The sequence below is a fragment of the Dysgonomonas sp. Marseille-P4677 genome (assembly GCF_016652235.1).
Lineage (GTDB): Bacteria > Bacteroidota > Bacteroidia > Bacteroidales > Dysgonomonadaceae > Dysgonomonas.
This window is the reverse complement of the sequence record NZ_JAEPKU010000005.1, coordinates 29,106-51,347: the sequence shown is the minus strand read 5'-3', so window position 1 is coordinate 51,347 and position 22,242 is coordinate 29,106. Positions and strand designations below refer to the sequence as shown.

General features: G+C 34.6%; 21 protein-coding genes. 7 read left to right on the top strand and 14 right to left on the bottom strand.

The window, feature by feature from the left end:
- Positions 1 to 6 precede the first annotated feature (6 nt).
- The 3 genes from JGH11_RS02390 to JGH11_RS02380 form a co-directional block, all read right to left on the bottom strand.
- Positions 7 to 1,020, bottom strand: a complete 1,014-nt coding sequence (locus tag JGH11_RS02390) for a hypothetical protein (RefSeq protein WP_201109967.1) — start codon at positions 1,018 to 1,020, stop codon at positions 7 to 9.
- Between the two features lie 161 nt (positions 1,021 to 1,181).
- Positions 1,182 to 2,408, bottom strand: coding sequence for a FimB/Mfa2 family fimbrial subunit (locus JGH11_RS02385; RefSeq protein ID WP_201109966.1), 1,227 nt, complete (start codon positions 2,406 to 2,408; stop codon positions 1,182 to 1,184).
- A 390-nt stretch (positions 2,409 to 2,798) separates the two neighbouring features.
- A complete protein-coding gene (locus JGH11_RS02380; RefSeq protein WP_201109965.1) occupies positions 2,799 to 3,680 on the bottom strand; it encodes an AraC family transcriptional regulator in 882 nt (293 codons plus the stop codon).
- Between the two features lie 601 nt (positions 3,681 to 4,281).
- Between JGH11_RS02380 and JGH11_RS02375 the strand changes: the two genes are divergently transcribed.
- On the top strand, positions 4,282 to 4,692 hold the full coding sequence (locus JGH11_RS02375) for a C-GCAxxG-C-C family protein (RefSeq protein ID WP_201109964.1): 411 nt from the start codon (positions 4,282 to 4,284) through the stop codon (positions 4,690 to 4,692).
- A gap of 76 nt (positions 4,693 to 4,768) precedes the next feature.
- On the opposite strand, the gene fsa is transcribed toward JGH11_RS02375, so the two are convergent.
- On the bottom strand, positions 4,769 to 5,425 hold the full coding sequence (fsa, locus tag JGH11_RS02370; RefSeq protein WP_201109963.1) for a fructose-6-phosphate aldolase: 657 nt from the start codon (positions 5,423 to 5,425) through the stop codon (positions 4,769 to 4,771).
- A gap of 280 nt (positions 5,426 to 5,705) precedes the next feature.
- Here fsa and JGH11_RS02365 point away from each other — a divergent pair, with 280 nt between their 5' ends.
- The gene (locus JGH11_RS02365; protein ID WP_201109962.1) at positions 5,706 to 6,608 is read left to right on the top strand and encodes a DMT family transporter; all 903 of its coding nucleotides are present in this window, start codon (positions 5,706 to 5,708) and stop codon (positions 6,606 to 6,608) included.
- A 221-nt stretch (positions 6,609 to 6,829) separates the two neighbouring features.
- On the opposite strand, the gene JGH11_RS02360 is transcribed toward JGH11_RS02365, so the two are convergent.
- The 3 genes from JGH11_RS02360 to JGH11_RS02350 form a co-directional block, all read right to left on the bottom strand.
- On the bottom strand, positions 6,830 to 8,293 hold the full coding sequence (locus JGH11_RS02360) for a hypothetical protein (RefSeq protein ID WP_201109961.1): 1,464 nt from the start codon (positions 8,291 to 8,293) through the stop codon (positions 6,830 to 6,832).
- Positions 8,294 to 8,296: 3 nt separating this feature from the next.
- Positions 8,297 to 8,767 (bottom strand): CYTH domain-containing protein, encoded by a 471-nt coding sequence (locus tag JGH11_RS02355; RefSeq protein ID WP_201109960.1) that lies wholly within the window; start codon positions 8,765 to 8,767, stop codon positions 8,297 to 8,299.
- A gap of 84 nt (positions 8,768 to 8,851) precedes the next feature.
- Entirely contained in the window at positions 8,852 to 9,925 is a 1,074-nt protein-coding gene (locus tag JGH11_RS02350; protein ID WP_201109959.1) for a DUF4831 family protein, read from the bottom strand.
- 318 nt (positions 9,926 to 10,243) lie between these two features.
- Between JGH11_RS02350 and JGH11_RS02345 the strand changes: the two genes are divergently transcribed.
- Entirely contained in the window at positions 10,244 to 10,552 is a 309-nt protein-coding gene (locus JGH11_RS02345) for a hypothetical protein (RefSeq protein WP_201109958.1), read from the top strand.
- Between the two features lie 335 nt (positions 10,553 to 10,887).
- Complete coding sequence (locus tag JGH11_RS02340) at positions 10,888 to 11,586, top strand: hypothetical protein (RefSeq protein WP_201109957.1); 699 nt, start codon at positions 10,888 to 10,890, stop codon at positions 11,584 to 11,586.
- 131 nt (positions 11,587 to 11,717) lie between these two features.
- On the opposite strand, the gene JGH11_RS02335 is transcribed toward JGH11_RS02340, so the two are convergent.
- From JGH11_RS02335 to JGH11_RS02310, 6 genes are all read right to left on the bottom strand, one after another.
- Positions 11,718 to 11,939, bottom strand: coding sequence for a DUF2795 domain-containing protein (locus tag JGH11_RS02335; protein ID WP_006800744.1), 222 nt, complete (start codon positions 11,937 to 11,939; stop codon positions 11,718 to 11,720).
- A gap of 63 nt (positions 11,940 to 12,002) precedes the next feature.
- Positions 12,003 to 12,563 (bottom strand): cob(I)yrinic acid a,c-diamide adenosyltransferase, encoded by a 561-nt coding sequence (locus JGH11_RS02330; RefSeq protein WP_201109956.1) that lies wholly within the window; start codon positions 12,561 to 12,563, stop codon positions 12,003 to 12,005.
- Between the two features lie 12 nt (positions 12,564 to 12,575).
- Positions 12,576 to 13,259 (bottom strand): class I SAM-dependent methyltransferase, encoded by a 684-nt coding sequence (locus JGH11_RS02325; protein WP_201109955.1) that lies wholly within the window; start codon positions 13,257 to 13,259, stop codon positions 12,576 to 12,578.
- Between the two features lie 6 nt (positions 13,260 to 13,265).
- Positions 13,266 to 13,964: a porin family protein gene (locus tag JGH11_RS02320; protein ID WP_201109954.1), complete on the bottom strand. Its 699-nt coding sequence runs from the start codon at positions 13,962 to 13,964 to the stop codon at positions 13,266 to 13,268.
- Positions 13,964 to 15,724, bottom strand: a complete 1,761-nt coding sequence (locus tag JGH11_RS02315; protein WP_201109953.1) for a LysM domain-containing protein — start codon at positions 15,722 to 15,724, stop codon at positions 13,964 to 13,966. Before JGH11_RS02315 ends, JGH11_RS02320 begins: the two co-directional genes overlap by 1 nt.
- Positions 15,725 to 15,806: 82 nt before the next feature.
- The gene (locus JGH11_RS02310) at positions 15,807 to 16,538 is read right to left on the bottom strand and encodes a 1-acyl-sn-glycerol-3-phosphate acyltransferase (RefSeq protein WP_236263830.1); all 732 of its coding nucleotides are present in this window, start codon (positions 16,536 to 16,538) and stop codon (positions 15,807 to 15,809) included.
- A gap of 201 nt (positions 16,539 to 16,739) precedes the next feature.
- Between JGH11_RS02310 and uvrB the strand changes: the two genes are divergently transcribed.
- From uvrB to JGH11_RS02295, 3 genes are all read left to right on the top strand, one after another.
- Positions 16,740 to 18,755: an excinuclease ABC subunit UvrB gene (gene uvrB / locus JGH11_RS02305; RefSeq protein ID WP_201109951.1), complete on the top strand. Its 2,016-nt coding sequence runs from the start codon at positions 16,740 to 16,742 to the stop codon at positions 18,753 to 18,755.
- 382 nt (positions 18,756 to 19,137) lie between these two features.
- Complete coding sequence (locus JGH11_RS02300) at positions 19,138 to 19,521, top strand: hypothetical protein (protein WP_201109950.1); 384 nt, start codon at positions 19,138 to 19,140, stop codon at positions 19,519 to 19,521.
- Between the two features lie 73 nt (positions 19,522 to 19,594).
- Positions 19,595 to 21,307, top strand: coding sequence for a lipopolysaccharide assembly protein LapB (locus tag JGH11_RS02295; RefSeq protein WP_201109949.1), 1,713 nt, complete (start codon positions 19,595 to 19,597; stop codon positions 21,305 to 21,307).
- A 109-nt stretch (positions 21,308 to 21,416) separates the two neighbouring features.
- On the opposite strand, the gene JGH11_RS02290 is transcribed toward JGH11_RS02295, so the two are convergent.
- On the bottom strand, positions 21,417 to 22,226 hold the full coding sequence (locus JGH11_RS02290; protein ID WP_201109948.1) for a DUF4249 domain-containing protein: 810 nt from the start codon (positions 22,224 to 22,226) through the stop codon (positions 21,417 to 21,419).
- Positions 22,227 to 22,242 lie beyond the last annotated feature (16 nt).

The following is a 22,242-nucleotide window of genomic DNA, read 5'->3' as shown; positions in this document are numbered from 1 at the left end:
ATCTCTTTATACGCCCAAACCTCCGCTACCAGGTCCCGATTCTCCTTCTTGCTCAATCTGAGGATTCCACTCTTCCAGATCATCTAGTCTTAGAATCTGTATATTATTACCATCTACTTCAACCACAAGAGTCTCATTCATATGTAATACAATCGGGTCTCCTGCTTTATTTGTAATACGTGTATCCAAATTGAATAACACATTATCTGATTGTCCGATAAAACTTATTTTCAAGGCAATAGGTTCCATTTGTTCACTACCTTCGCCAGACAGGTCGGGTGAAGGGAAATAGTAGTTTTGGATTCCGAACTCAAAATCTTTATAATCGATATCGAATATTTTAGATTTTAGTTGCATCTTGTCATTTATGCTATTGCGAGAAGAACGGGTATTAACACTATCAGTTAGCGCTGATAGATACTGTTTAACCCCTATTCCCGAGGCTTCAATTCTTATTTCTTTTATATTGGCTTGTGTTAATGAGGCATCAAGTTTAGTTAAGTTTTTAAATGCGACACAAATTCTTCCCACATACTTTCGTTCAAACAGGGCCGTATCAGATACAAGCGGGCCAGGGAAGTGAATTGTAGGAGTCTTATACTCTACATAAATTGCCGATGGTTCTTTATAGCTTCCATCCGTATATTGTTGCAGGTCAAACCTGGCTTCGTTATATGTATTTAGGTTTTGAAAGTTTGTTTCCTGTACATTTGTAAAACAGTAAACGGCATAACTACCGGGATAAAGCCTGAAATTAAAATTTCCGGACATGCTTCGGGCATTCTCCGCAAAGGGATTATAAGAATATCTCTCTTTATTAAGTACATCATTATAGATAAAGATACTGAGGTCCTCTATACTATACGTTTCTGTCCTCAAATCCTTATCCGCTTTGGGGACATAGACCTCATAGTTTGTCTCATCCTCGAAATAGTCATAAGTACATGACGTAGGAATAAGCAGTAGAACTGATGTGATGGCCAACAAGTAGAAAACCTGTAGATAATATCCTTTATTCATTTTTTTTTGATAATAAGATAACTCCTGAAAATATTGCCCCGCCTTACCGGGATCTTTACCGATAATAATTATCGATATTATCCCGGTTAGATGGCAAAGCAATAATGTTTAATTAATCATTAAAGTTTCTGTTGTTTATAAAATCGTAAGTATGCAATATTTTAACCTTCAATATCTTCACGTTCTATCTGTGTATTCCAGTCTTCAGGATCGCCTACCTCGATAATTAATTCACCTTCCGGTTGAGGCTCAGGTATCTCAGAATATCCTCTTGATTTGATATTCATATTCACCTCACGTATCACGTTCGGAGAAAAAACACCCTTGATTGTACCCGACCAGTATACAGGTTGAGCAACTGTAGCAAGTGTTCCATCTGCATATTCATAACCTGCCGGAACCCAACCAGCTATAACAAGAACATATCTTCTGGAAGGATCAGCATCAGCGCTAGTAGCTATTCCATCTGCTCTTGTAGCATTCGGTAATACGCGGATATCTTGCCAAAGTGTATAGTTACCTCCTAAAATTACATTAGGATTGTAGCCAGTTGCAGGATCTGCATCATTGAAAGTAGTTATGCCTTTAGATCCGATCATAACTCTATTCGCATCAGATGGCGTATCATTTATACCACCCTCAAATGAGCCCAGCTTAAGATCAAAACCTACAGGAAGTTTTGATACTGAGACAAAATTATCAGTGTGTGCAAAATCCACATCGCTAAGGTTTGGAGCTGACTCCGGCTTATTGCTTCGATCTACGCGCAAGCGCATCAATGAAATTTCACGTTTCAGTTGCAAAGCATCTACACCAGTTAAACTAGTAGTCTGCCCTTCTGTAACCACTATACCTGAAGCATAAGCAGTAAATATTTCTGAAGCCGGAGCATATGGTACTTTACCAGGACCAAAGTTATGTCCGGAAGGAAAAGCTGATTCCTTAAGGTCAATATATATGTCCGTGTTTAATTTCTTATTCTTAACATTAAATGGAGTAAACGCAACAGGGCTTAATCCTCCGTCTAATGAAGTATATACATTATCTGGATTATTATTAATGTTTGCCACAAGTGCAACATCATAAGTCCCTTCAGGAACATTAGTCCACGTAAAGACTTTGGTCGAGGAGGTCGAAGGATCTATAATGTCAGAATAAACGACATTACCTGTAGTAGAATTATACAGAAATAACTGAATTTTTTTTACATTACTCCAGCTTGTAATAGGAATTGCTGTAGATAATGCAGCAGCTTTGGGAGAAATACCATCAAATTTAATTTGGGCATTCAATTCTCCCGTTTTGGTAACCGTCTGAACATTTTCGTCGCTACCGCAAGAAGAGAACAGCAATGCGGCAGAAGCCAGACTAAATAATACTTTTTTCATGTTTGTAATTTTAAATTTCAATATATAATTAAAGAATGTGTCCATATTTCTTTGTCCTGTTTGTGCATTTGAAAAGCATGCAGATATCCTTTCACCAGAACACAATGCTCTGATAAACAATCTATTGCTAATGCTAATTGTATGGGATAGTGTTTCAGTCGCTGTTTATAGCGAAAATCTCACATATATTTATATACTAAGCTATATTCGTCCGCAGGTATTTACATAATATTGTACTAATTGTTGTTTTTAAACAAATACTTATTACATTTAAAATAGACACAATAGTTAAAAATGTAGTTTGTCACTCTAAGAGTGATAAGCGTATTTGAATTCGATGAGACAAAATTATATAAATTTATAGATGAAGATAGTCCGAAAAACGCCTATCTATTCATGTTTTCCGCCAATTCCGTTATTTTCTCTTATATTTCCTGGAGGATTACCGAAATTAGACTTACAAAAATCATTAAAACGCGATAGGGAAGTAAATCCGAAATTGGCACTTATTTGTTTAAAGGTTAAGTCAGTCATTCTTATCTGATGGAAGATTCTTTCTGCTTTTTGATTAAGCATCCATTTGTAAGGAGAGACTCCAAATACACGCTTAAACCGTTTTTCGAAACCAGATACCGTATAGTTCATGGCTTCAGCTAATTCTCCTACCGATGCGTATTTTTGCCAGTTATCCATAATATATGATCCAAATTCACTTCCTCCTTTCAAAGAGTATCGAAAAAACTCTTTCAAGGAATCTTTTGGATAGAACCATCTGAAAATATGGAAAAGTTCTTTAATTTTAATCATGTAGAAGGACTTGCACTTAGCGCCTGCATTTACATATAGCAATAGAGTATCGATATATTTTTCCAAGGCTTCATTTATTTCTAGAATAGCAGGTTTTACTTCCGCAAGAGATGAATAGTCTGGAACACTATAATTTTTTTTCTCGAGATCCTTAAAAAGATAGTCTTCACAAAAATTCTTATGCCCCTGAATAGACATTACAAACAATGTGCTATTTTCAAATGCATTACATGAAAATTTAAAGCCGGTAGGAAGATATATTATATTCTTTTCCCCAACTTTATAATTGATAAATTGGCCATAAGAGAACGATATTTCTCCACTTAACAAAAAAATTAATTTGTTCCCTAATGGTAAGTTCTCCCACGATTCATTTTTTTCAATAGAAACTACTTCTATGACAGGATTCTTACCTTGGTCATAGTGAATGCATCTCAGGTGTTCCTCCGAGTATAAAAGTTTCATAACACACAAGTTTACAGTAAGTTTAACAATTGTTTGTAAAATCTTTTGCTTTCTGTTATTCTTTCTGCACGAGAACTTCGGTAAAATGCTTTATTACAGCACAATACGCAGAATCCCAAAATTATAGTCCCGAGTGAGGTACATAATTTGTTCGACAGTTTGTAAAATAATTAGGAATCACTATGTATCCTTTTTTCCTTTCTTGAGCTTAGCTGTCCTCCATTTCTAGAGTCCTTAACTTATTATAAAGTGTAGAATTGAGTCCATACATTTCTCACGGCATAAATATATAACATTAATGGCTATAAGTCTGCTAAATTAAATAAATATTAACATTTTAATTAAAAAATGAGAAACAGAAAAAATCGACTCTAAAAAACAAAATAAAGTTAGCTGTAACAAGAGAAGTAAATCACCCTTATTCCTGAAAGTAAGTCTATCTTGTAAATCTTTTACAATCATTATTTAATCAAATTATAAAAGATTTTATAAATCGTTAGTTATCAAAAGAAAATCGTTAAATTTACATACTGCAAAGAGAATATTAGGCATTCTTTTTAATGACTTTAATCTTAAATATTCTACTAAAATATCTCTAATTATGAATGACAGGGTGCAAAAAGCAAAGAGTTTATTTGAGCAAGGCTATAACTGTTCGCAATCTGTATTTGTTGCTTATTCCGATTTACATAACATAGATGAGAAAACGGCATTGAAACTGGCTACATCCTTCGGCGGAGGATTTGCCGGAACACGAAATATATGTGGCGCTGTTTCTGCTATGGCTATGGTAGCCGGACTGAGAACCGGAACTACAATTCCTAATGATAAAGAAGGAAAAGCTAATAATTATGCTTATGTAAATTCTTTAATTGAAAAATTCAAGAATGAATTTGGGTCTATTTTATGTAAACACCTTATCGGTTTAGAAGAATCAACGACTCCTGTTAGGATAAAAGAATGTTCCGAATATATAAGTTATTGTGCTCAATTATTAGAAAATAAAGAATAGAATTTGGAACATTATACCTAATACTTAGAGCCTAGACTATATTATATAAACTAGGCTCTAAATTTTTCTATAAATATTAACCATTCACTTTCTTATAGTCGGCAAGAAATGTTGCTAGTCCACTATCAGTAAGCGGATGCTTCAGCAAACCTTTTATAGCAGCAAGAGGGCAAGTTGCAACATCAGCTCCGACCTCAACACACTGGATTATATGTTGTGTACTACGAATCGATGCAGCTAGCACTTGAGTATCCAGATCGTAAGTTGCATACATATCCACTATTTTACCCACCAGTTCAATACCGTCGCTTGAAATATCATCGAGTCGCCCCACAAAAGGAGATACATAAGTTGCCCCTGCTTTTGCAGCAAGCAAAGCCTGTCCAACAGAAAATACTAGTGTACAATTGGTACGAATCCCTTTTTTGCTAAAATATTTAATCGCTTTAATACCATCTTCGATACATGGTACCTTTACCACTATATTTTTATGGAGAGCTGCTAACTCTTCGCCTTCGCGAATCATACCCTGATAATCAGTCGCAATAACCTCTGCACTCACATCACCATCCACAATTTTACAAATATCCACATAATGCTTGCGCTGATTCTCCACTCCTTTGATTCCTTCCTTAGCCATGAGAGAAGGATTCGTCGTTACTCCGTCTAATACACCCATATCATTCGCTTCGCGAATCTGGTCTAAATTTGCAGTGTCGATAAAAAATTTCATGATATTCTATTTTTAATAGGTTGTCATCGGTACCTCTAAGTTCCGAATATATTTTAATAAAACAAAGTAGAAATGGGGATTGTTTCTCCCTGTGAATATATTTATCTATATAAGTATATTGTACAATAGGTTCTTTGACATATTAAAAAAAGAGATAAAATTCTGTCACTTTTGTCATCTTTTAGTTAAAAAAAATCAAACGAAGTAGCCAAAATTATGATAATTCTTTAGTAGAAATTGACAATACATTTTACTTTTGTAAGCATATTCACATCACACTATGATTTCTTCAAAAAGACACTGGTATCACATAATTGCCATATTTACGGTAATAGTATGGGGAACAACTTTCGTATCTACAAAGATATTGATTGAATACGGCCTTTCTCCCGTCGAAATATTTCTATATCGCTTTGTGCTTGCATATGTAGGAATATGGTTCTTCAGTCCCCGAACTCTTTTTGCCAGAAATATAAAGGATGAGTGTCTATGTGCTGCTGCAGGACTATGTGGCGGAGCTTTATATTTTGTATTCGAAAATACTGCCTTAGGTATAACCTTAGCGTCTAATGTTTCTCTTATCGTCTGCACTTCCCCTATTTTTACAGCATTGCTTAGTTTTCTGATCTATAGGAAGGAAGCATTGAAATCACATTTGATTTTTGGGTCGCTAATCGCATTACTGGGTATGGCCTTAGTTGTGTTCAACGGAAGTTTTATTTTACAAATAAATCCTTTAGGAGATATGTTAACTGTACTGGCTGCATTATCATGGGCTTTTTATGGTATCATTCTAAAGAAGCTCAATGGCAACTATTCTACATTATTCATCACTCGTAAAGTATTCTTTTATGGCATTATAACTATGTTACCTTTTCTTTTGATGGATACTGCAACGTTTACTCCTTCCTTGCTTATAAATCCAATAATTATATCCAATCTGATATTCCTTGGCCTGATAGCATCCTTATTATGCTTTATAAGCTGGAATAGTGCAGTGAAAGAGTTAGGTGTTGTACAAACATCTAATTACATTTATTTTGTCCCTCTAGTAACCTTATTGACCTCGGCGATTGTAATAGATGAACATATAACTATAGTTGCTCTATTAGGTTCTCTCTTTATCCTATGCGGCGTTTACGTAGCTGAAAATGGGTTCAAACTAAGATTCAGACTAGGATAATCCGGCTATTAAGATTGAACATTCCCTTTTTTATATATCAGGATTCGAATTATTGTTATTATCTTTACTTAAACTTAATATTATTGTAATATAAAACATAACGATATGACAAAGAAAGTACTAGCCGTAACTTTAGTCGCTGCCGTAGCTAGTGTTGCAGTATATGCTTATGTACAAAAGAAGAAAAAAGACAGACGCAAAAACCTTTCTGTCAATTTCATCTAACTGAGTTCGCTCACATCTGCAATTCCATTGCGATTAAATAATACCCTGTATCTTCGGAAATATTCATCTTCGGAAGATTTGCATTGTATAATAAAGTATAATGGATATACTTTATTCCCTTCTATAGTGAGAAACCCCTCTTCTTCGTTCGATATATAAAGAGGAATGGATGGATTATCCATTTTTTGAGTATAGTTCAATAAGTTGAAGCGGGTTATATCATTTATACCCGAAAGACGATACTCTTTATATTTTTCTATATCCTTACGAGATAGGCTGACCCACTTACGATATAATATAATCTTTTCATCATAAACATTATTCTCAGCTTCGACCAAAGGACTCCGGGCTCGCATATTACGAACTTCTTCCGGTAGTTTGCTTTCTTCGATATAATCAAATCCCTCTTTCACCCAGCCAATTTCCTGTTTCCGAATACTTAAATTAAGTTTCATATCAAAATATTTCTTCCCAAGCTTTGAAGAAAAATAGTAGCGCATCATATCTTTTATTCGGTCTTTAAACATATAACTGAATACTAATATGATAAACAAGTCGGTAGTAAAATTGCCAAATCGTTGGGTCGCAAAAAACGAGATAACAGTAGCAAAAATCATAGCAACTCCCGCAGCTATACTATAATAAAATTGCTGAGCCAAGGCTCCGTCTTTCTTCCTTACGATTTGAAGAAACAAGTCACTCTCTACAAATTTTTTCAGAATGTTACGTTGTGTGATGACAAGGCTGTTATGATTTTCATCACCCTCATTTAACAACCTGAATCCACGTTTCTTCCGATGGTTAATTTCATCTTCAACCAATTTATGTAGCCCAGGCTTTACTTTATTAAATAAAGGCTTTGCCTTCAGTAATCTCATTATCTGAAAGGTATACTGTTCTATAATATTTCCTAGAAATTCGTCTCCAAAAAGGAAATACTCACGCTGCTGCTTCGTAATCTCCGGCTCGGTAAGTTCATCCCACATTTCTCGATATTGTAAGGCTATGTTACGTATATCTCGTATATAAGACTCGATATGCATATTAATAGCTTCATCAGTTTGAGTATTTGCAATGACCTGTACATGTCTGCGTAAAGCACTTTTCAGAATACACATCAACATTTTTATCTGATATACATAACTCTCTGTGATTGCCTCATCTGTAGGATCAATAGCCAGATTATCAATAGCTTTTTGTAAACGGGGAAAAGGCCCCCTGCCCGCCTTTAGTATTTCTTCGAGAGAGTAAACCGGGGTGATTAGGCGGATATTAGTTTTCACATCTCGATAAAAATCAGACTTCTCATATGTTGAACGATTGATATCAAGACTATTGGGCATAAACATCCATGTGTTGATCCGAAAATCATTAATATCACCCGAACTCTTATTGGTAATAAAGCCGATCTTGAATTCGAGTGAAAAATCATCATGTACCTTTACTTCTGTATCAATCATTTGCTACCTCCAATTCTTATATGGATTCTTCACAAGTGAAGCATTATAATATCTTATATCGCCTGTAACTTCGTCTCCTAACCAAGTCGGCCGATCAAACACTTCAGATTCAGAATCCAATTCTATTTCGGCAATTACTAAACCGTCATTGTCGCCACGGAATTCATCGACCTCAAAGGTTCGTTCTCCATTTCTAACATAATAGCGAACCTTATCAATAATTCCGGGTTCACAGAGCTTTATTAATTCATGGGCTTCATTAACAGGAATTTCTTTTTCCCATTCGTATCGCGACAAGCCTGACTCGTTGCTAATTCCTTTAATGGTAATATAAGCTTTATCTCCTTTTATTCGAATACGTACAGTTCGCTCAGCAATAGAAGAAAGGTAACCTTGTACAATTTCTTCATCTGCATAAGCATATTGCTTATAATTTCCTATTACCAGAAATTTACGTTCTATCTCTAAAGCCATCTTTTGATATCTAAAAAGAGAAATGTGCCAATAGGTAGAGTATAAGACTTTACCATATTGGCACATCCATCTATACTTTTTCCTTTATTGAATTATCTGCTTAATAGCTCCCATTTCAGAATAGAATATCACCTTGATCGGGAGTTTATTATTATCAAACATTTTAGGAGCCAATACATCTTGTACCCCATACTGCACCACATCACATTCCTTTTGGACATAAGTTCGCCCATTATAAGTAATTTGTAGAGCTGCTTTATTTGGAATGTTATATATAATCCCGGCAGAAAACTTTTTCTCCAAGTCCTTTTCTTCTTTTGGTGTCAACACAGGTACTTCACGCGGATCTTTGTTTTTCAAGGAAAGTGTAACCGGCTGTCCTGAAAGATCATTTGCATCAACAACACCTAATTTGGAAGAAAATCGGAAAATAATCCTGTTATCTATATCTCTTTCATCAGGGATAACGGTAAAGCTCTTATAACCTTTTTCGACCGCCTCAGTTCCTGTAAACATTGCAGATAAGGCTTTTTCCTGCTCTTCCAATTGCGACATCACCAATTGATAAGCGTTACCATCAGGCGGCATATTGTCAGCGTCACCGGTAAGTATATTGTTACGGCTTTCGCGCAAACGATAAATTTGTTTTGCAATCAGTTCTGCTTGCTTTGCAGTAGAACCAGCTCTCAATATTTCTTCGGAAAGAAAACTCCGAGGATCAGGCAATGAAGGGGAAGATACAACATCAGCTTTTACAGCCTCATCTTTTGTGAAAGTATAATCGTCATTAATAGCACAGATCAACCCATCTTTTGTGAGTGTTACAAATGGTGCTGTCGTGTTTGATCTGAACTCCACCAGATACGATTTGTCTTTATCAGGAATACCCTTGATGGTTACATCTATATTATCTAATATATACGATGTTGCATTTTCAATTATCGGATTAGATATGCTCAAATACCTTTCAGCATATTGATAGAACTCACCAACCTTACGCGTCTTCTTTGTATATTCAACTGTTACAACCAATGATGTTTTAGGGAGTGAATAAGCTACACCATAATCATTGCTTTTTACTGCACTCATTTTTACTGTATTCTGAGCACATAGTGTACTGGTAATAAATAGCAACAGCAAGCTTACGTGATATTTCATGCGTTCCTTGTTTTAAAATATTAGTATCACAAAGCTAAGTATTTTTTACGAAACTAGAAGCGTTGGTTCATAGCATAGTTTATTTCGGAAACGATGTTTATCCGTAAAATCTCACACAATAGCATACAACCCAACAAACAGACCTCTACTAATATACGCAAGTAACAGACTTTTACTCTAGATCAATATTCTCCGAATATCGGAGCAATAGGTGTCACTTTGAATCATCATAGCTTCAAGAATCTATATAGGAACAAAAAGTAAAATTAAAACGTTAATTATAAAGAAGGTGAATCTGATATAAAACAATAATAGCTTATGGATACTCAGGAATTATCAAAACGTTATATGGAAAAATATAACGAACTGACCTTAAGTTTCGAAAAACTAAAGATCAACAATCTGGTAAATAATCTTAATGAAGCCATCTCTAAATCTGATATGACTATGGTAAATCAGTTATATAATAAGGTTTTGGAATGGAACAGTAAGGTTGAACAGTTAGAAGGTGTAAAAATCGCAATTGACAGCCAGTTCCACCATCTACATTTACCTTCTCCTGCCTTATTTGCAATAACATTTGATGGAGAAGAAAAAGTATGGAAATTTAGTACTGGAGCAGATTAACATCCTAGCGTAAGACCAAAGGGATTGGGGTGAAAGATACCCCAATCCCTTTGGTCTTACTTTTCAATAAAGCTGAAGACTTTATTGTTAATACTCATCCTCGTTAAAGAATTTATTTGAAGAATTATATTATTGAATATAAATAATATATGATTTTAAGTATATCTTTTAGTGAAACTCATTATACCATAAATAGTCACCATTAATAAAATTTAGACACAAACTTACACCTTACAACATTGTTATTTTCTAGCTCGTTTATACAAAAAACTAGAAATAACCCTTTACCTTTGAACAAATAGGCATTTTAAAAACTAACATAAAAGAAGTCTATAATGAAGAAACGCTTTCTATCCATTATTCTTTTTTATCTATTAATCTCTTTTTCTTGTAAGAATAAAGAAGCCAAAGATAATATAAGTAATTCCTCAGAAACAAATAAAACTCAGGAACAAGAAACTCTTAATATGAGGGAGAATGATGAACTCCTGAAAATCAAATTTTCAGAAGTAACTGTCTCATTTCCTAAATCAATTATTCTATTAAACGAAGAAGAACCCATTATAGAGGCTTACCAAAGCGATTCTATCCATATTATAATAGAGATGGGAGAAACAATAGAAGGTCAATTAATAGAAATAATTACAGATAACCTGAACAACATGAAAATAGAGCAATGCTACGAAACAAGTATAACTGTTATGAATGAAGGTCCACATTGTGACCTTACCAATTGGAGGCATTATTTATCTAACTGGATTGAGCTTAATAAGAATACCAATAACCAATTTATCTGCTATACATATGAAGATAACGAAAAAGAGATTTTTCCTGAGATTGATATAGAAGAATTAAAGGATGCTGTTTTAGTACATTGTGGTGAAAAATGGCATGAATTAATTAAAGAAAAATCTAATCCAAAAGAATATCCATTTGGTGTAGGAATAAGTCGTTACTACCTTAAAATTACAGGCTATAATGAAAAAGAGTTTGTATCAAAAATAATAATTTTAGAAAATCCTATGGGATGCTGATACAAACTAAAAAAGTTGCATTTAAGAATTTTAGTTAAGCAAGGGTATAAAAAAGAGATTAGAGTAATTATTTGTTACCCTAATCTCTTGTGTATATGCTTTGTTTTAAAGCTTTTTACTTCTTTTCGAGCTTAATACTCATCCTCGTTAAAGAAGAAGTCTTCCTTGCTCGGATAATCCGGCCAAATATCTTCGATTGTATCAAAGATCTCATCTTCATCTTCTATTTCCTGAAGATTTTCAATTACTTCTAATGGTGCGCCTGAACGTTGAGCATAGTCTATTAACTCTTCTTTTGTTGCAGGCCATGGCGCATCTTCTAATTTTGATGCAAGTTCTAGAGTCCAGTACATAATATTTTTAGTTTAATTATTTGTCAGCTTGGTTCTATTTTCGCAAAAATAGAACTTTATTTCTTATATCAATGCTTGATTCCAAAATATTTCTTGGCCTTTCTTGTTACTTTCCTTTCTGGCAAGTAGGAAAAAGTAATCCGACAACCGATTTACAAACATAAGAATCTGATCATCAACAGGAAAACATTCTTTAACCCGATATATACACCGTTCCGCCCTACGACAAACTGTTCTGCAAATATGAGCTCTTGCTGCTGATTCACTGCCTCCGGGTAATACAAATTGCCGTAAAGCTGGGAGTGCGCTATCCATCCTATCCATTTCACTCTCCAATAACAAAATATCCTTATCGGTAATTATACTTGCTGCTTTAGGCGATATGGCTTCTGTTTCAGTAGCAAGGTATGAACCTACTGTGAACAACTTATGTTGGATGTATGAAAGAATCTCCAAATCATGTTTCTCTTCGATTTTCTCTATTAGAAATCCTACAAAGGAGTTTAATTCATCTGTAGTTCCATATGCTTCGAGCCTAACATGAGCCTTTTCTACTCGCTTTCCTCCAACCAAGGAAGTCATTCCCTTATCTCCGGTTTTTGTATATATTTGGCTTTTCTTCATTTTATAACAATTTTAAAAACTAATCTGATAATTCCACTTATAAAGCTGTTTATCAAAAAATAGAATCCCTACATTGAACAAATCTAATACAGCCGTTCGCGACTCTATATTAATTATACTTTTCCATAACGTCTGGTGATGTTTATTTGTTCGGATACCTTTCACTATTATAAATGTTTTTTCATGCGATATATTCAATAAATATTCAGAAATATCGAATGAAAAGGAGGTATAGCTACTTAGGTTTAATAAGATACAATCTACCTTTTCGGATAAATCAGGTAAATCTTTATCTGTGTATAATTTTATATTCCTATCCCAATTGTTATATAATTTCTGAGCTTGAGCACGCTTCTCTTCCGAGGGCTCTACACAGATGCAATTTATACTTGCTGATGGAGCAGTAAGACAAAGCGTGTCGACACCGGAGCCGGAGCCTATTTCCAATACTTGTCTTACTTCAAAATAATTGGCTAGCCTAAAATACAACCGGCTATATTTATCCAATTTAAAATGTCTCTGAGATTTATTCAAAACAAAGCTGATATCTTCATATGCATGATAAGGAGTTTTCTCCTCTATCACCTTTGTAACCAAGTTAAACACAAAGGGAGAATGTATTCCATGCCCCCGATGATGACGTATTTTATAAAGTAATTTTAATCCTGCTTTTGAAAGTTTGTATATACGTGGCATAATAGATCAGAATAACTTAACATAATAAGTCAATTTGGCTGAGATAACCCTATTGGCCGAACGGCTGAAATAATCCGATTTTTTATTATTGTATATATCTCCTAGCCCAAAATAATAGCGGCCTTCCAAAGCAAAACTACCTATACCTGTTTTGAATTCTAACCCTAAGCCCCCCATAATACCATAATCTATTTTCTTGTCGGCCATTCTATAATATTGATGAGTGACTTCATTTGCCGGAAGATCGCCACTACCCAGATGCTCGAACAATGCATTATTCATTTTCTCACTATCACTAATTAGAAATCCAACTTTAGGCCCAAGGTTTATTATAAATCGTACTTTATTTCCAAAATAGATATGAGTAAGGATAGGTAGCTCCAAATAATTTAATTGGTGAGAATGTTCATACTCAGGATGATCTTGGAAAAATTGCTCCCATCCCTGCTGACTATAATTTAATTCGGCAATGAATCCCAGATTCTTTTCTGATATATATTTAATGGAGATACCGCCAAAATATTGCTGGCTACTTTTAGTTCTTAAGCGTTCGGATGGAACAGGTCTTTGAAAATCGACAGAAGAGAAAGTCGGCCCAAAGCCAACCCCCACAGTCCACTCCGGTTCAAATTTTTTCTTTTGCGCATTTAGAAAAGTAACGCAAAAAGCAGCAATGAGTAATAGAAAGATCTGTTTTTTCATCATCACTTACTAATGTCTATTTTTTCGATACCAGAACCTGTTTGATAATGAATCAGATATAATCCGTCATTGATAAACCCTCCATTGTGGTTGACCTGTGCAAAATGAACTGCCGATTGTAATGTAGCCACTCTTAAATTTCCAATATTATTTTCAAAGTTACTTCCATATTTATTCAATGCACTCAGAAAGTATAATCCGGCATCATAGCCAAGATAACCGTATTTAGGAAAAGAATTAACTAAATTCTTGTTGTACCATTTTTTATAATCCGCCTCAAAGTTCTGCACCTCTTTCGCTTGTTCGTTAAGAAAGAAGATACTATAAATATATGAATTATACTTATGTAAACTGGCTGTGTGTTGGGTATAAGTCTGCCATTCTGGATATCCGAATAAAGTGATAGACTCTGCTGCAGCTGAATTTATAGCTACTAACAAACGACGAAGAGTTAATTCAGAAGAGGATGTCGGGATAAGAATATTCTTTTCGGAACTACTAAGCAGTTTCATTACGTCATCAGATAAACTTTCTGATGAAGCCGTAGTTTTAAACTGTATATTTGATCTTGTCAATTCTTTTTTTAGTTCGTTCACAAAATCAGATTTATCGTTATTTGATCCGGCTTCTGAAACAAATATGATATTATGATCCCTAAATCTAGATTTAAAGGTTGTAACTACTTCACTATATAAGCTTGAATGAGAAGTAGTCATCTGAAACATTGTGGGTATAGTATTCAAATCAGTCACGGAAGCAAAAGGTACAACATACTTAATACCCGTTCTTTTAGAAAATTTAGTCAATACATCAATCTGTTGTTTAGATACACCTCCTATAACTAAATGAAGATTTTTCATTTCATTAGTTCCCAGTAAACTTTCTAATTTCTTTGTGTTTTTTTCTGCTCCTATATCAAATGTATATATCTCAGCATTTAACCCCTTTTCTTTTACTTCTTTTACTGCTAATAGAAAACCTTCATAATATTCTATAAGTTTTTCTTTTGGAATACTACCTCCATTATCCATAAAAGGGAAAAGAACCCCAACTCTTACTGTTTCACCTTTCTTAGCATAAGGAGTCTCTGCAATCAACGGTTCTTGCTTCTTGTCATTAAGCTTCTGCCCATTGGCTGATCTAGGTATAATCAAAATCATGCCATCTTTCAGTCCTCCATCTTTTAATGATGGATTTGCCGTAAGTAAAGCTTCAACCGAAACATTATTATTTTTACCTATATTGTAAAGGGTATCCCCTTTTTTAACCTTATATTCGATATTGATATTAGCAGAAGCATTATTGCCTGCAACAACAGAGCTTGTATTAAAAGAAGGAATCCTAATTGTTTTGCCTATATTGAATGTGCTCTCATCTAATCCTACATTTGCTTTTTTTAGATCATCAACCGATATATTATACATGCGCGATACCGAAAACAAGGTTTCTTTTGCCTCAATTTGGTGATTGCTAAATCCTGTGGCTTTTCTTGCCATTTTGATCACCTGTAGTTTATCTCCGGTCTTAATCCCTTTTTCGGCTTTTGGATTCAGCCTATAAATTTCATTTACAGTAGTATTATATGTGGCAGCGATCGAATAAACAGTTTCGCCTTTGGCAACTATATGAGAAACAATCTCATTAGCCTTCTGATCTATTGACACTATTTCTCCCATATCGGAACTATCAGTAACAGCTGAAAAGCTATTCAAAGATCCGATAAACATAATAGCCGATAAAAAAACTATATTCTTAAATTTCATATTGATCAATGTTAAGTAAAGGCACAAAAGTACAAAAAATTGCCTTTGTATTAGGAACTAAACTTTTTAATTCGTTTTTTAATCATTTATATTTCTCCCATAAGCCCGAATGTACAATTTCACGACAATCATTTATAAACTCAAGCATATTTTCATCGGTAAGTCCTTCTGTTGAAATGGGTTCATGTACAATCAATTCAAGTTTACAAGGATTGATCAAATAAGTATGTATCTTCATCAGATCAAAGGGCCCGTTTACAGTTATAGGAACAATAGGCAAGCCCATCTCTTTTGCAATCACAAATGCTCCTCTCTTGAAGCGTCCCATTTCACCGGTTTTAGTCCTTGCTCCTTCAGGGAATATAACCATGGAAGAACCTTCTCCCAATTGAGCTTCCACCTTCATAATAGTTTCTTTCATAGATTTAACATTTGCCTGGTCTACAAATACATGGCCTGCTATTTCTGAGGCTTTACCTACAAAAGGAATTTTTCTTAACTCCTGTTTTTGTACCCATTTTATATTTTGGTTAAGATAACCATATATAAGGAAAATATCGAATGCACCTTGATGATTAGGTACAAATACATATGACTGATTGGGATCAAGATTTCCATGCCGAACTATTTTGATCCGACATAAAGCCAGGCGGCAGGCGAGTTTACTCCAAAGGTGCGGCGGATAATATCCCCAAAATGTACGATTGCCTATAAGGCAACCTATCATAACTGTAACAGCCGTAATTATAGTTGCCACCACAAAAATAGGTGCGAATATAAACAGTTGATACAAGAAGGTTATGATTCTTTTCATGCTCTTGATATTTCGGTTCAATATACAAAAATACATTTTTTTAATTAAGTGTGTATCCAATTTTTATTTGAAGTTATTCTAGTAATAAAAGCTCTGTCAGTAAACCTCTTCATTGGAAAAGAGTTAATAGGTGTAATTTAAAAATAGAAATACCCAATTCTTATTATCTTTGACCTACTAAAGAAAGATAGACGATAAGAAATGGATTTCAAATTAATCTCGAACTATAAGCCAACCGGAGACCAACCGGCTGCAATAGCAGCCCTTTCTGAAGGAGTAGAACAAAACATACCATCACAGACACTTCTTGGTGTAACAGGCTCGGGCAAAACTTTTACTGTAGCAAATGTTATCCAGAATGTAGGCAAGCCGACTTTAGTACTGAGCCACAACAAAACTCTCGCCGCTCAATTGTATAGCGAGTTTAAAACTTTTTTTCCTGAAAATGCAGTTGAATATTTCGTTTCTTACTACGACTATTATCAACCCGAAGCATACATACCTGCAACGAATACATATATAGAAAAGGATTTATCTATAAATGAAGAAATAGAGAAACTCCGTTTGGCAACAACAACCTCCCTCCTCTCCGGAAGACGCGATGTAATTGTAGTGTCATCAGTGTCGTGTTTATACGGCATGGGAAATCCAGAAGACTTTGAAAATTCGACAATAAAGTTGCAAACCGGTCAGAAGCTGGTTCGGGATGTATTTCTCCGCATGCTGGTAAGTGCACTTTATTCGCGAAATGAAATTGACCCTAAAGCCGGTAATTTTAGAGTAAAGGGAGATACCGTAGATGTATTCCTCGCCTATGGAGATCCTATAGTACGTGTGGTATTTTGGGGCGATGAAATAGAGAGTATTGAATGTCTCGATCCATTAAGCGGAGTAAAAATAAGCACATATAATGATTTTCGAATATATCCGGCCAACTTGTTTGTCACTACTAAAGAGCGTATGGTCAGAGCTATATCTGAAATAGATATAGATTTGGGACGACAAGTAGATTTTCTTCAATCTATAGGGAAACATCTGGAAGCAAAACGTCTTTATGAACGTGTAACCTATGATTTGGAAATGATACGTGAAGTTGGGCACTGCTCAGGTATAGAGAATTACTCCCGTTATTTCGACAATCGCAAGCCAGGAACACGTCCTTTCTGTTTACTGGATTTCTTTCCTGAAGATTTTCTAATGGTAATAGACGAGAGCCATGTAACAATTCCACAAATCAGAGCGATGTATGGAGGAGACCACTCTCGAAAGGAAAACCTTGTAGAGTACGGATTCCGCTTACCTGCCGCACTTGATAACAGACCTTTGAAATTTGAAGAATTTGAAGCTCTAGTACCTCAGACTATATATGTGAGTGCGACTCCTGCCGATTATGAACTGATAAAATCGGAGGGTATTGTTGTGGAACAATTAATACGCCCGACAGGACTACTCGATCCACCTATCGATGTACGCCCTAGCTTAAATCAGATAGACGACCTGATGGAGGAAATACAAATACGTGTGGATAAAAGAGAACGAACTCTGGTGACTACACTAACCAAACGTATGGCAGAAGAATTAACTAACTTCCTAGCTAATAATGGGGTAAAATGCGCATATATCCACTCCGATGTAGACACTCTCGATCGTGTACAGATCATGGATGATTTGCGGGCGGGAGAATTTGATGTATTAATAGGAGTAAACCTTCTACGTGAAGGACTCGACCTTCCGGAGGTTTCTCTGGTAGCGATACTTGATGCCGATAAAGAAGGATTCCTTCGCTCCCACCGTTCATTAACTCAGACTGTAGGACGTGCTGCCCGTAATGTAAATGGGAAAGTAATATTCTATGCCGACAGGATAACCGAAAGTATGGAAAAGACCATTAACGAAACAAATCGTCGTAGGGAAAAACAAATGGCCTATAATGAAGAACACGGTATTACACCTCAGCAGATACAAAAAGCATTAAGCTCCGTTTTCAGCCAAAGAAAAACTGAAGATACTGTCGTACAATCATACAATCAAGACACTTCTTTAGCTATTGCATCCGAGGAAAAGGTACAATACATGAATAAAGAAGAGCTGAAGAAAGCGATTGAAAAAACAAGAAAGCAAATGACAACTGCTGCTAAAAAATTGGAATTCTTAGAAGCTGCTCAATATCGTGATCAATTAATCAGATTGGAAGACGAATTAAAATCGAAAAAGTAAAACAAAAAAATTTCTATATTCTGCTTAATGAAGACCTACAATTTTTTGTAAAAGGCTGAAGATCATACTTAACTTCTCCCGTTTTTAATCATCATAAACGAAAAAAAATCTATATAAACTATCTCCTTTTCACATATATACATCTGTTAATTAATTATTTAAACAAACTTCAATAAAAAAAAATCTTTATGACGTTTGCTGAATGTCCTTAATATCTATAGGTTATATATCTTTAGGGTACAAACTTGAGTAATAATAGAATACAGAGTTCTTCTTCAGTACCTATTATTTGTTAAAAAACGAATCACTATAATAGTATAAAAGAACAATCTAATATACCACACGAACATTAGTATTAAGAACACTTAAATAAATTAGCATTATGATGAAAACCAGACTTTTTCTCTTTGCACTTACCCTATTATTTTCAGGAGTAATTATTGCTTCTATAGACACGAATACCTATCAGGATGAAACATATGGAGACGGACAGGGAGGTAGGCCTGTTAGGCCTAGGATTTATAGTACACCAACCTCAAAGATTGGTGTGAACCAAATTGAATTAACATTTCAAGAAGAATCAGATCATGTTAGTGTGATCGTAAAAGATGAATATGGTCTTATACATCACAAACGAAATGTAAATACAAAACAAAAAAAGAAATTATTAATAGATCTACCGATCTTGCCTAAGGGCGATTATAAAATTGAATGTGTAGACTCGAATAATAACTTGATAGATTGGAGCAGTTTTAAGATCAAATAAAATTATAGCACCTCATAGGGATTATGGCATGGCTCAATGCCATAATCCCTTCATTATTAAAACACCACGTTTAATGAGAATCGAAATTATCAAGGTGTTAACCTATATCTTTAGTATATTCTTAATGCCATTATTACAGGGATGTAAAGAAAAAAATCACTCGACTGAATTACTACAACAAGCCCGGCTGGAGGCAGAGGAAAACCCATCGGAAGCACTACGCCTATTGAATTCTATCTCTGACCCTGAGACTATGGATAAAAATAATTATATGTTATATATTGTAGTAAAAGTCCAGGCAAAATATAGAGCAAAACAAAATATTGTGTCTGATACTCTAATTTTTGAAGCACAAAAGTACTTCGATAGTAAAAATAACTCAGCCTTATCTGCTCTTGCTAACCTTTATGCAGCTAGTGTATATTATGAAAATAACTTGTCCTACAAAGATCTGGAGCATTCAAGATTATCTCTCTTTTATGCGAAAGATGCCGAGAATAATCTATTGATGGCAAAAAGTTCAAATATCATAGGCAATATTTATAATGACAAAAACATGTTAGATAGTGCTATTGTCTATTATAAGCAGGCATTAACATATTACGACAAAGTAAAGAATACCGAAGAATATAACCTTGAAGTAAGAAAGGCTTTAGGTATGGTATATAGAAAAATGGGAGATATAGAAAATGCCTACAATTCTTTCAATGATGGATATATAATATCTAAATCGCTAAACAATTCGCAATACAAAGTGACTTTCGAACATATGCTTGGAACAATATACAATGATAAAAAAGACTATATAAAAGCCGAAAAGTATTTGCATCTTGCATTAAATCAAACTTTAAATCCAAAAGAGCACAAACGAATATATCTTAGCCTATTGATGCTATATAATAATAAAAATCAACTTGACTCAGCAGATTATTATGCTAACTTACTTAAAGAATCCTTACCTGAAATCACATATCCTTATACTTTACAAGAGTCTTACAATAGCCTCTCAGATTATTACCAAAAACGAGGAGACTATAAAGAAGCCTCTTATTATGCGAGCCTACAGAAAGACATCGATTTGAAAATCAATGAAGCTAATAATTCTAAGTTATTAGTAGAAGCGGAGCAAAAATATAAAGATACGCTCAAAAAGAAAGAAGCAGAGAATTTACACGTACGCAATCAATTATTATGGGTATGTGCTATACTTGTGATCCTCCTAATATCTGCTATAGTTTATTTCAAAATAAAATATTTCCGTCAGAAAGAAGCAGAGCAACGTAAGCTATTAGAAGTCGAATTAGAGGGACAAAAAGCTGAAATGGACGCAAAAGAGAAAATATGGGAACAACAATCAAAGTCTATTGAATACTTGCATAATATATATGGAAATATTATCACAAACTGGGGCGAGATTGATAAAAAAGTACAAGCGCTAGCTAAAGAATATGGTACAACAGAAGAACCTGAACTATATTTAGAAATAAAGAATGTCATGGAAAACTTTAAGCATGATACCAATCAATATCTTATTGAATTAGCAAAAGATTACCTGCGAGAAAAGCCTTATGGAAAAGACGCTCTTTCGGTTTTGGATGATAAAAAAATATTGTTATTTATGTTGTATTATAAAGAGTATAAACGAAATGAAGTTTCAATTTTATTAGGGGTAAAGCCTCATAAGCATAATATGTTGCTGCGTAAACTAGAGCTAAAGAATAAATTAGTCAAAGTAGGAATGCCTGAAGAGGAAATATCCCAAATTCTATTTACAGAGGACAATTAGTATTATCAAAAACCATATGTCTAAATAAAGAATGGAGAAAGAAATCTCATTCTAATATTGATTTTCCTCCTCCATTTTTTCATTGTAATTAATTATTTTTTACCTGATATCATTCCTCCCACTCTGCTATGATCGACATTTCATCGACTGTACATGCACTAAAATATCCCAAAGCACCCCCTTTTATATTGGTAGTAGGATTGGCCAAAGAATTTTCGATATCCATCAATGTCTTAAAAAACAGATAAGCTCCTCTATCCAAGCTCTGGAATTCGATCAATATATCATCCCCTTGTTTAATCGGATCTACGTCTCTATCATTGGTAAATACCGGTAAAAATTGATGGATCGGGCTTCCATCCATAAATTCGGCTGATAAGGCAAGCTCGGTCATATCAGGCAATTGCTTACCATTTATGTAAACAAGGCATCGATAATACTGGTTTTCCTTGCCTTTTGGATCATTAAAATGGATCATTGGAACCGCATAATCCATTACTTTAATTTTATACATCGATAATGAATCTAACTTTACTAACGGCGGCATTGTCGATGTCGATGTATACTCTTTCCCTTCGTATACTACCGACATATTGTAGGTATGCCCTATCTCACCTTTGAGCGTTTCGGCTACATACCACCCGGAATCATCTTGTTTCAGAATTTCAGAAAGGCCGTTATTATCAGATATTTTAACGATCGCTCCTTTGAGAAAAGGGTATCCGCTATTGTTATTAAAGTCGAGAGTCTGGCTCACTCTTACACGGGCTAGCTGATCCTGCTTTACTATTCCTTCTATCTGTATGCGTGGTGGTACCGAACGAAGATACACATCAATTTCTTTTTCACATGAAGTCACGGAAAAAGCTAAAACTATTACTAAGAATATTATACTATATGTATTGATTAGATTATTCATAAAATTTTGTTAATTA

What these genes read in the sequence shown, in the direction of transcription:
- JGH11_RS02390 (WP_201109967.1), bottom strand. Translation starts at nt 1,020, where the DNA reads ATGAATAAAGGATATTATCTACAGGTTTTCTACTTGTTGGCCATCACA.
- JGH11_RS02385 (WP_201109966.1), bottom strand. Translation starts at nt 2,408, where the DNA reads ATGAAAAAAGTATTATTTAGTCTGGCTTCTGCCGCATTGCTGTTCTCT.
- JGH11_RS02380 (WP_201109965.1), bottom strand. Translation starts at nt 3,680, where the DNA reads ATGAAACTTTTATACTCGGAGGAACACCTGAGATGCATTCACTATGAC.
- JGH11_RS02375 (WP_201109964.1), top strand. Translation starts at nt 4,282, where the DNA reads ATGAATGACAGGGTGCAAAAAGCAAAGAGTTTATTTGAGCAAGGCTAT.
- fsa (WP_201109963.1), bottom strand. Translation starts at nt 5,425, where the DNA reads ATGAAATTTTTTATCGACACTGCAAATTTAGACCAGATTCGCGAAGCG.
- JGH11_RS02365 (WP_201109962.1), top strand. Translation starts at nt 5,706, where the DNA reads ATGATTTCTTCAAAAAGACACTGGTATCACATAATTGCCATATTTACG.
- JGH11_RS02360 (WP_201109961.1), bottom strand. Translation starts at nt 8,293, where the DNA reads ATGATTGATACAGAAGTAAAGGTACATGATGATTTTTCACTCGAATTC.
- JGH11_RS02355 (WP_201109960.1), bottom strand. Translation starts at nt 8,767, where the DNA reads ATGGCTTTAGAGATAGAACGTAAATTTCTGGTAATAGGAAATTATAAG.
- JGH11_RS02350 (WP_201109959.1), bottom strand. Translation starts at nt 9,925, where the DNA reads ATGAAATATCACGTAAGCTTGCTGTTGCTATTTATTACCAGTACACTA.
- JGH11_RS02345 (WP_201109958.1), top strand. Translation starts at nt 10,244, where the DNA reads ATGGATACTCAGGAATTATCAAAACGTTATATGGAAAAATATAACGAA.
- JGH11_RS02340 (WP_201109957.1), top strand. Translation starts at nt 10,888, where the DNA reads ATGAAGAAACGCTTTCTATCCATTATTCTTTTTTATCTATTAATCTCT.
- JGH11_RS02335 (WP_006800744.1), bottom strand. Translation starts at nt 11,939, where the DNA reads ATGTACTGGACTCTAGAACTTGCATCAAAATTAGAAGATGCGCCATGG.
- JGH11_RS02330 (WP_201109956.1), bottom strand. Translation starts at nt 12,563, where the DNA reads ATGAAGAAAAGCCAAATATATACAAAAACCGGAGATAAGGGAATGACT.
- JGH11_RS02325 (WP_201109955.1), bottom strand. Translation starts at nt 13,259, where the DNA reads ATGCCACGTATATACAAACTTTCAAAAGCAGGATTAAAATTACTTTAT.
- JGH11_RS02320 (WP_201109954.1), bottom strand. Translation starts at nt 13,964, where the DNA reads ATGATGAAAAAACAGATCTTTCTATTACTCATTGCTGCTTTTTGCGTT.
- JGH11_RS02315 (WP_201109953.1), bottom strand. Translation starts at nt 15,724, where the DNA reads ATGAAATTTAAGAATATAGTTTTTTTATCGGCTATTATGTTTATCGGA.
- JGH11_RS02310 (WP_236263830.1), bottom strand. Translation starts at nt 16,538, where the DNA reads ATGAAAAGAATCATAACCTTCTTGTATCAACTGTTTATATTCGCACCT.
- uvrB (WP_201109951.1), top strand. Translation starts at nt 16,740, where the DNA reads ATGGATTTCAAATTAATCTCGAACTATAAGCCAACCGGAGACCAACCG.
- JGH11_RS02300 (WP_201109950.1), top strand. Translation starts at nt 19,138, where the DNA reads ATGATGAAAACCAGACTTTTTCTCTTTGCACTTACCCTATTATTTTCA.
- JGH11_RS02295 (WP_201109949.1), top strand. Translation starts at nt 19,595, where the DNA reads ATGAGAATCGAAATTATCAAGGTGTTAACCTATATCTTTAGTATATTC.
- JGH11_RS02290 (WP_201109948.1), bottom strand. Translation starts at nt 22,226, where the DNA reads ATGAATAATCTAATCAATACATATAGTATAATATTCTTAGTAATAGTT.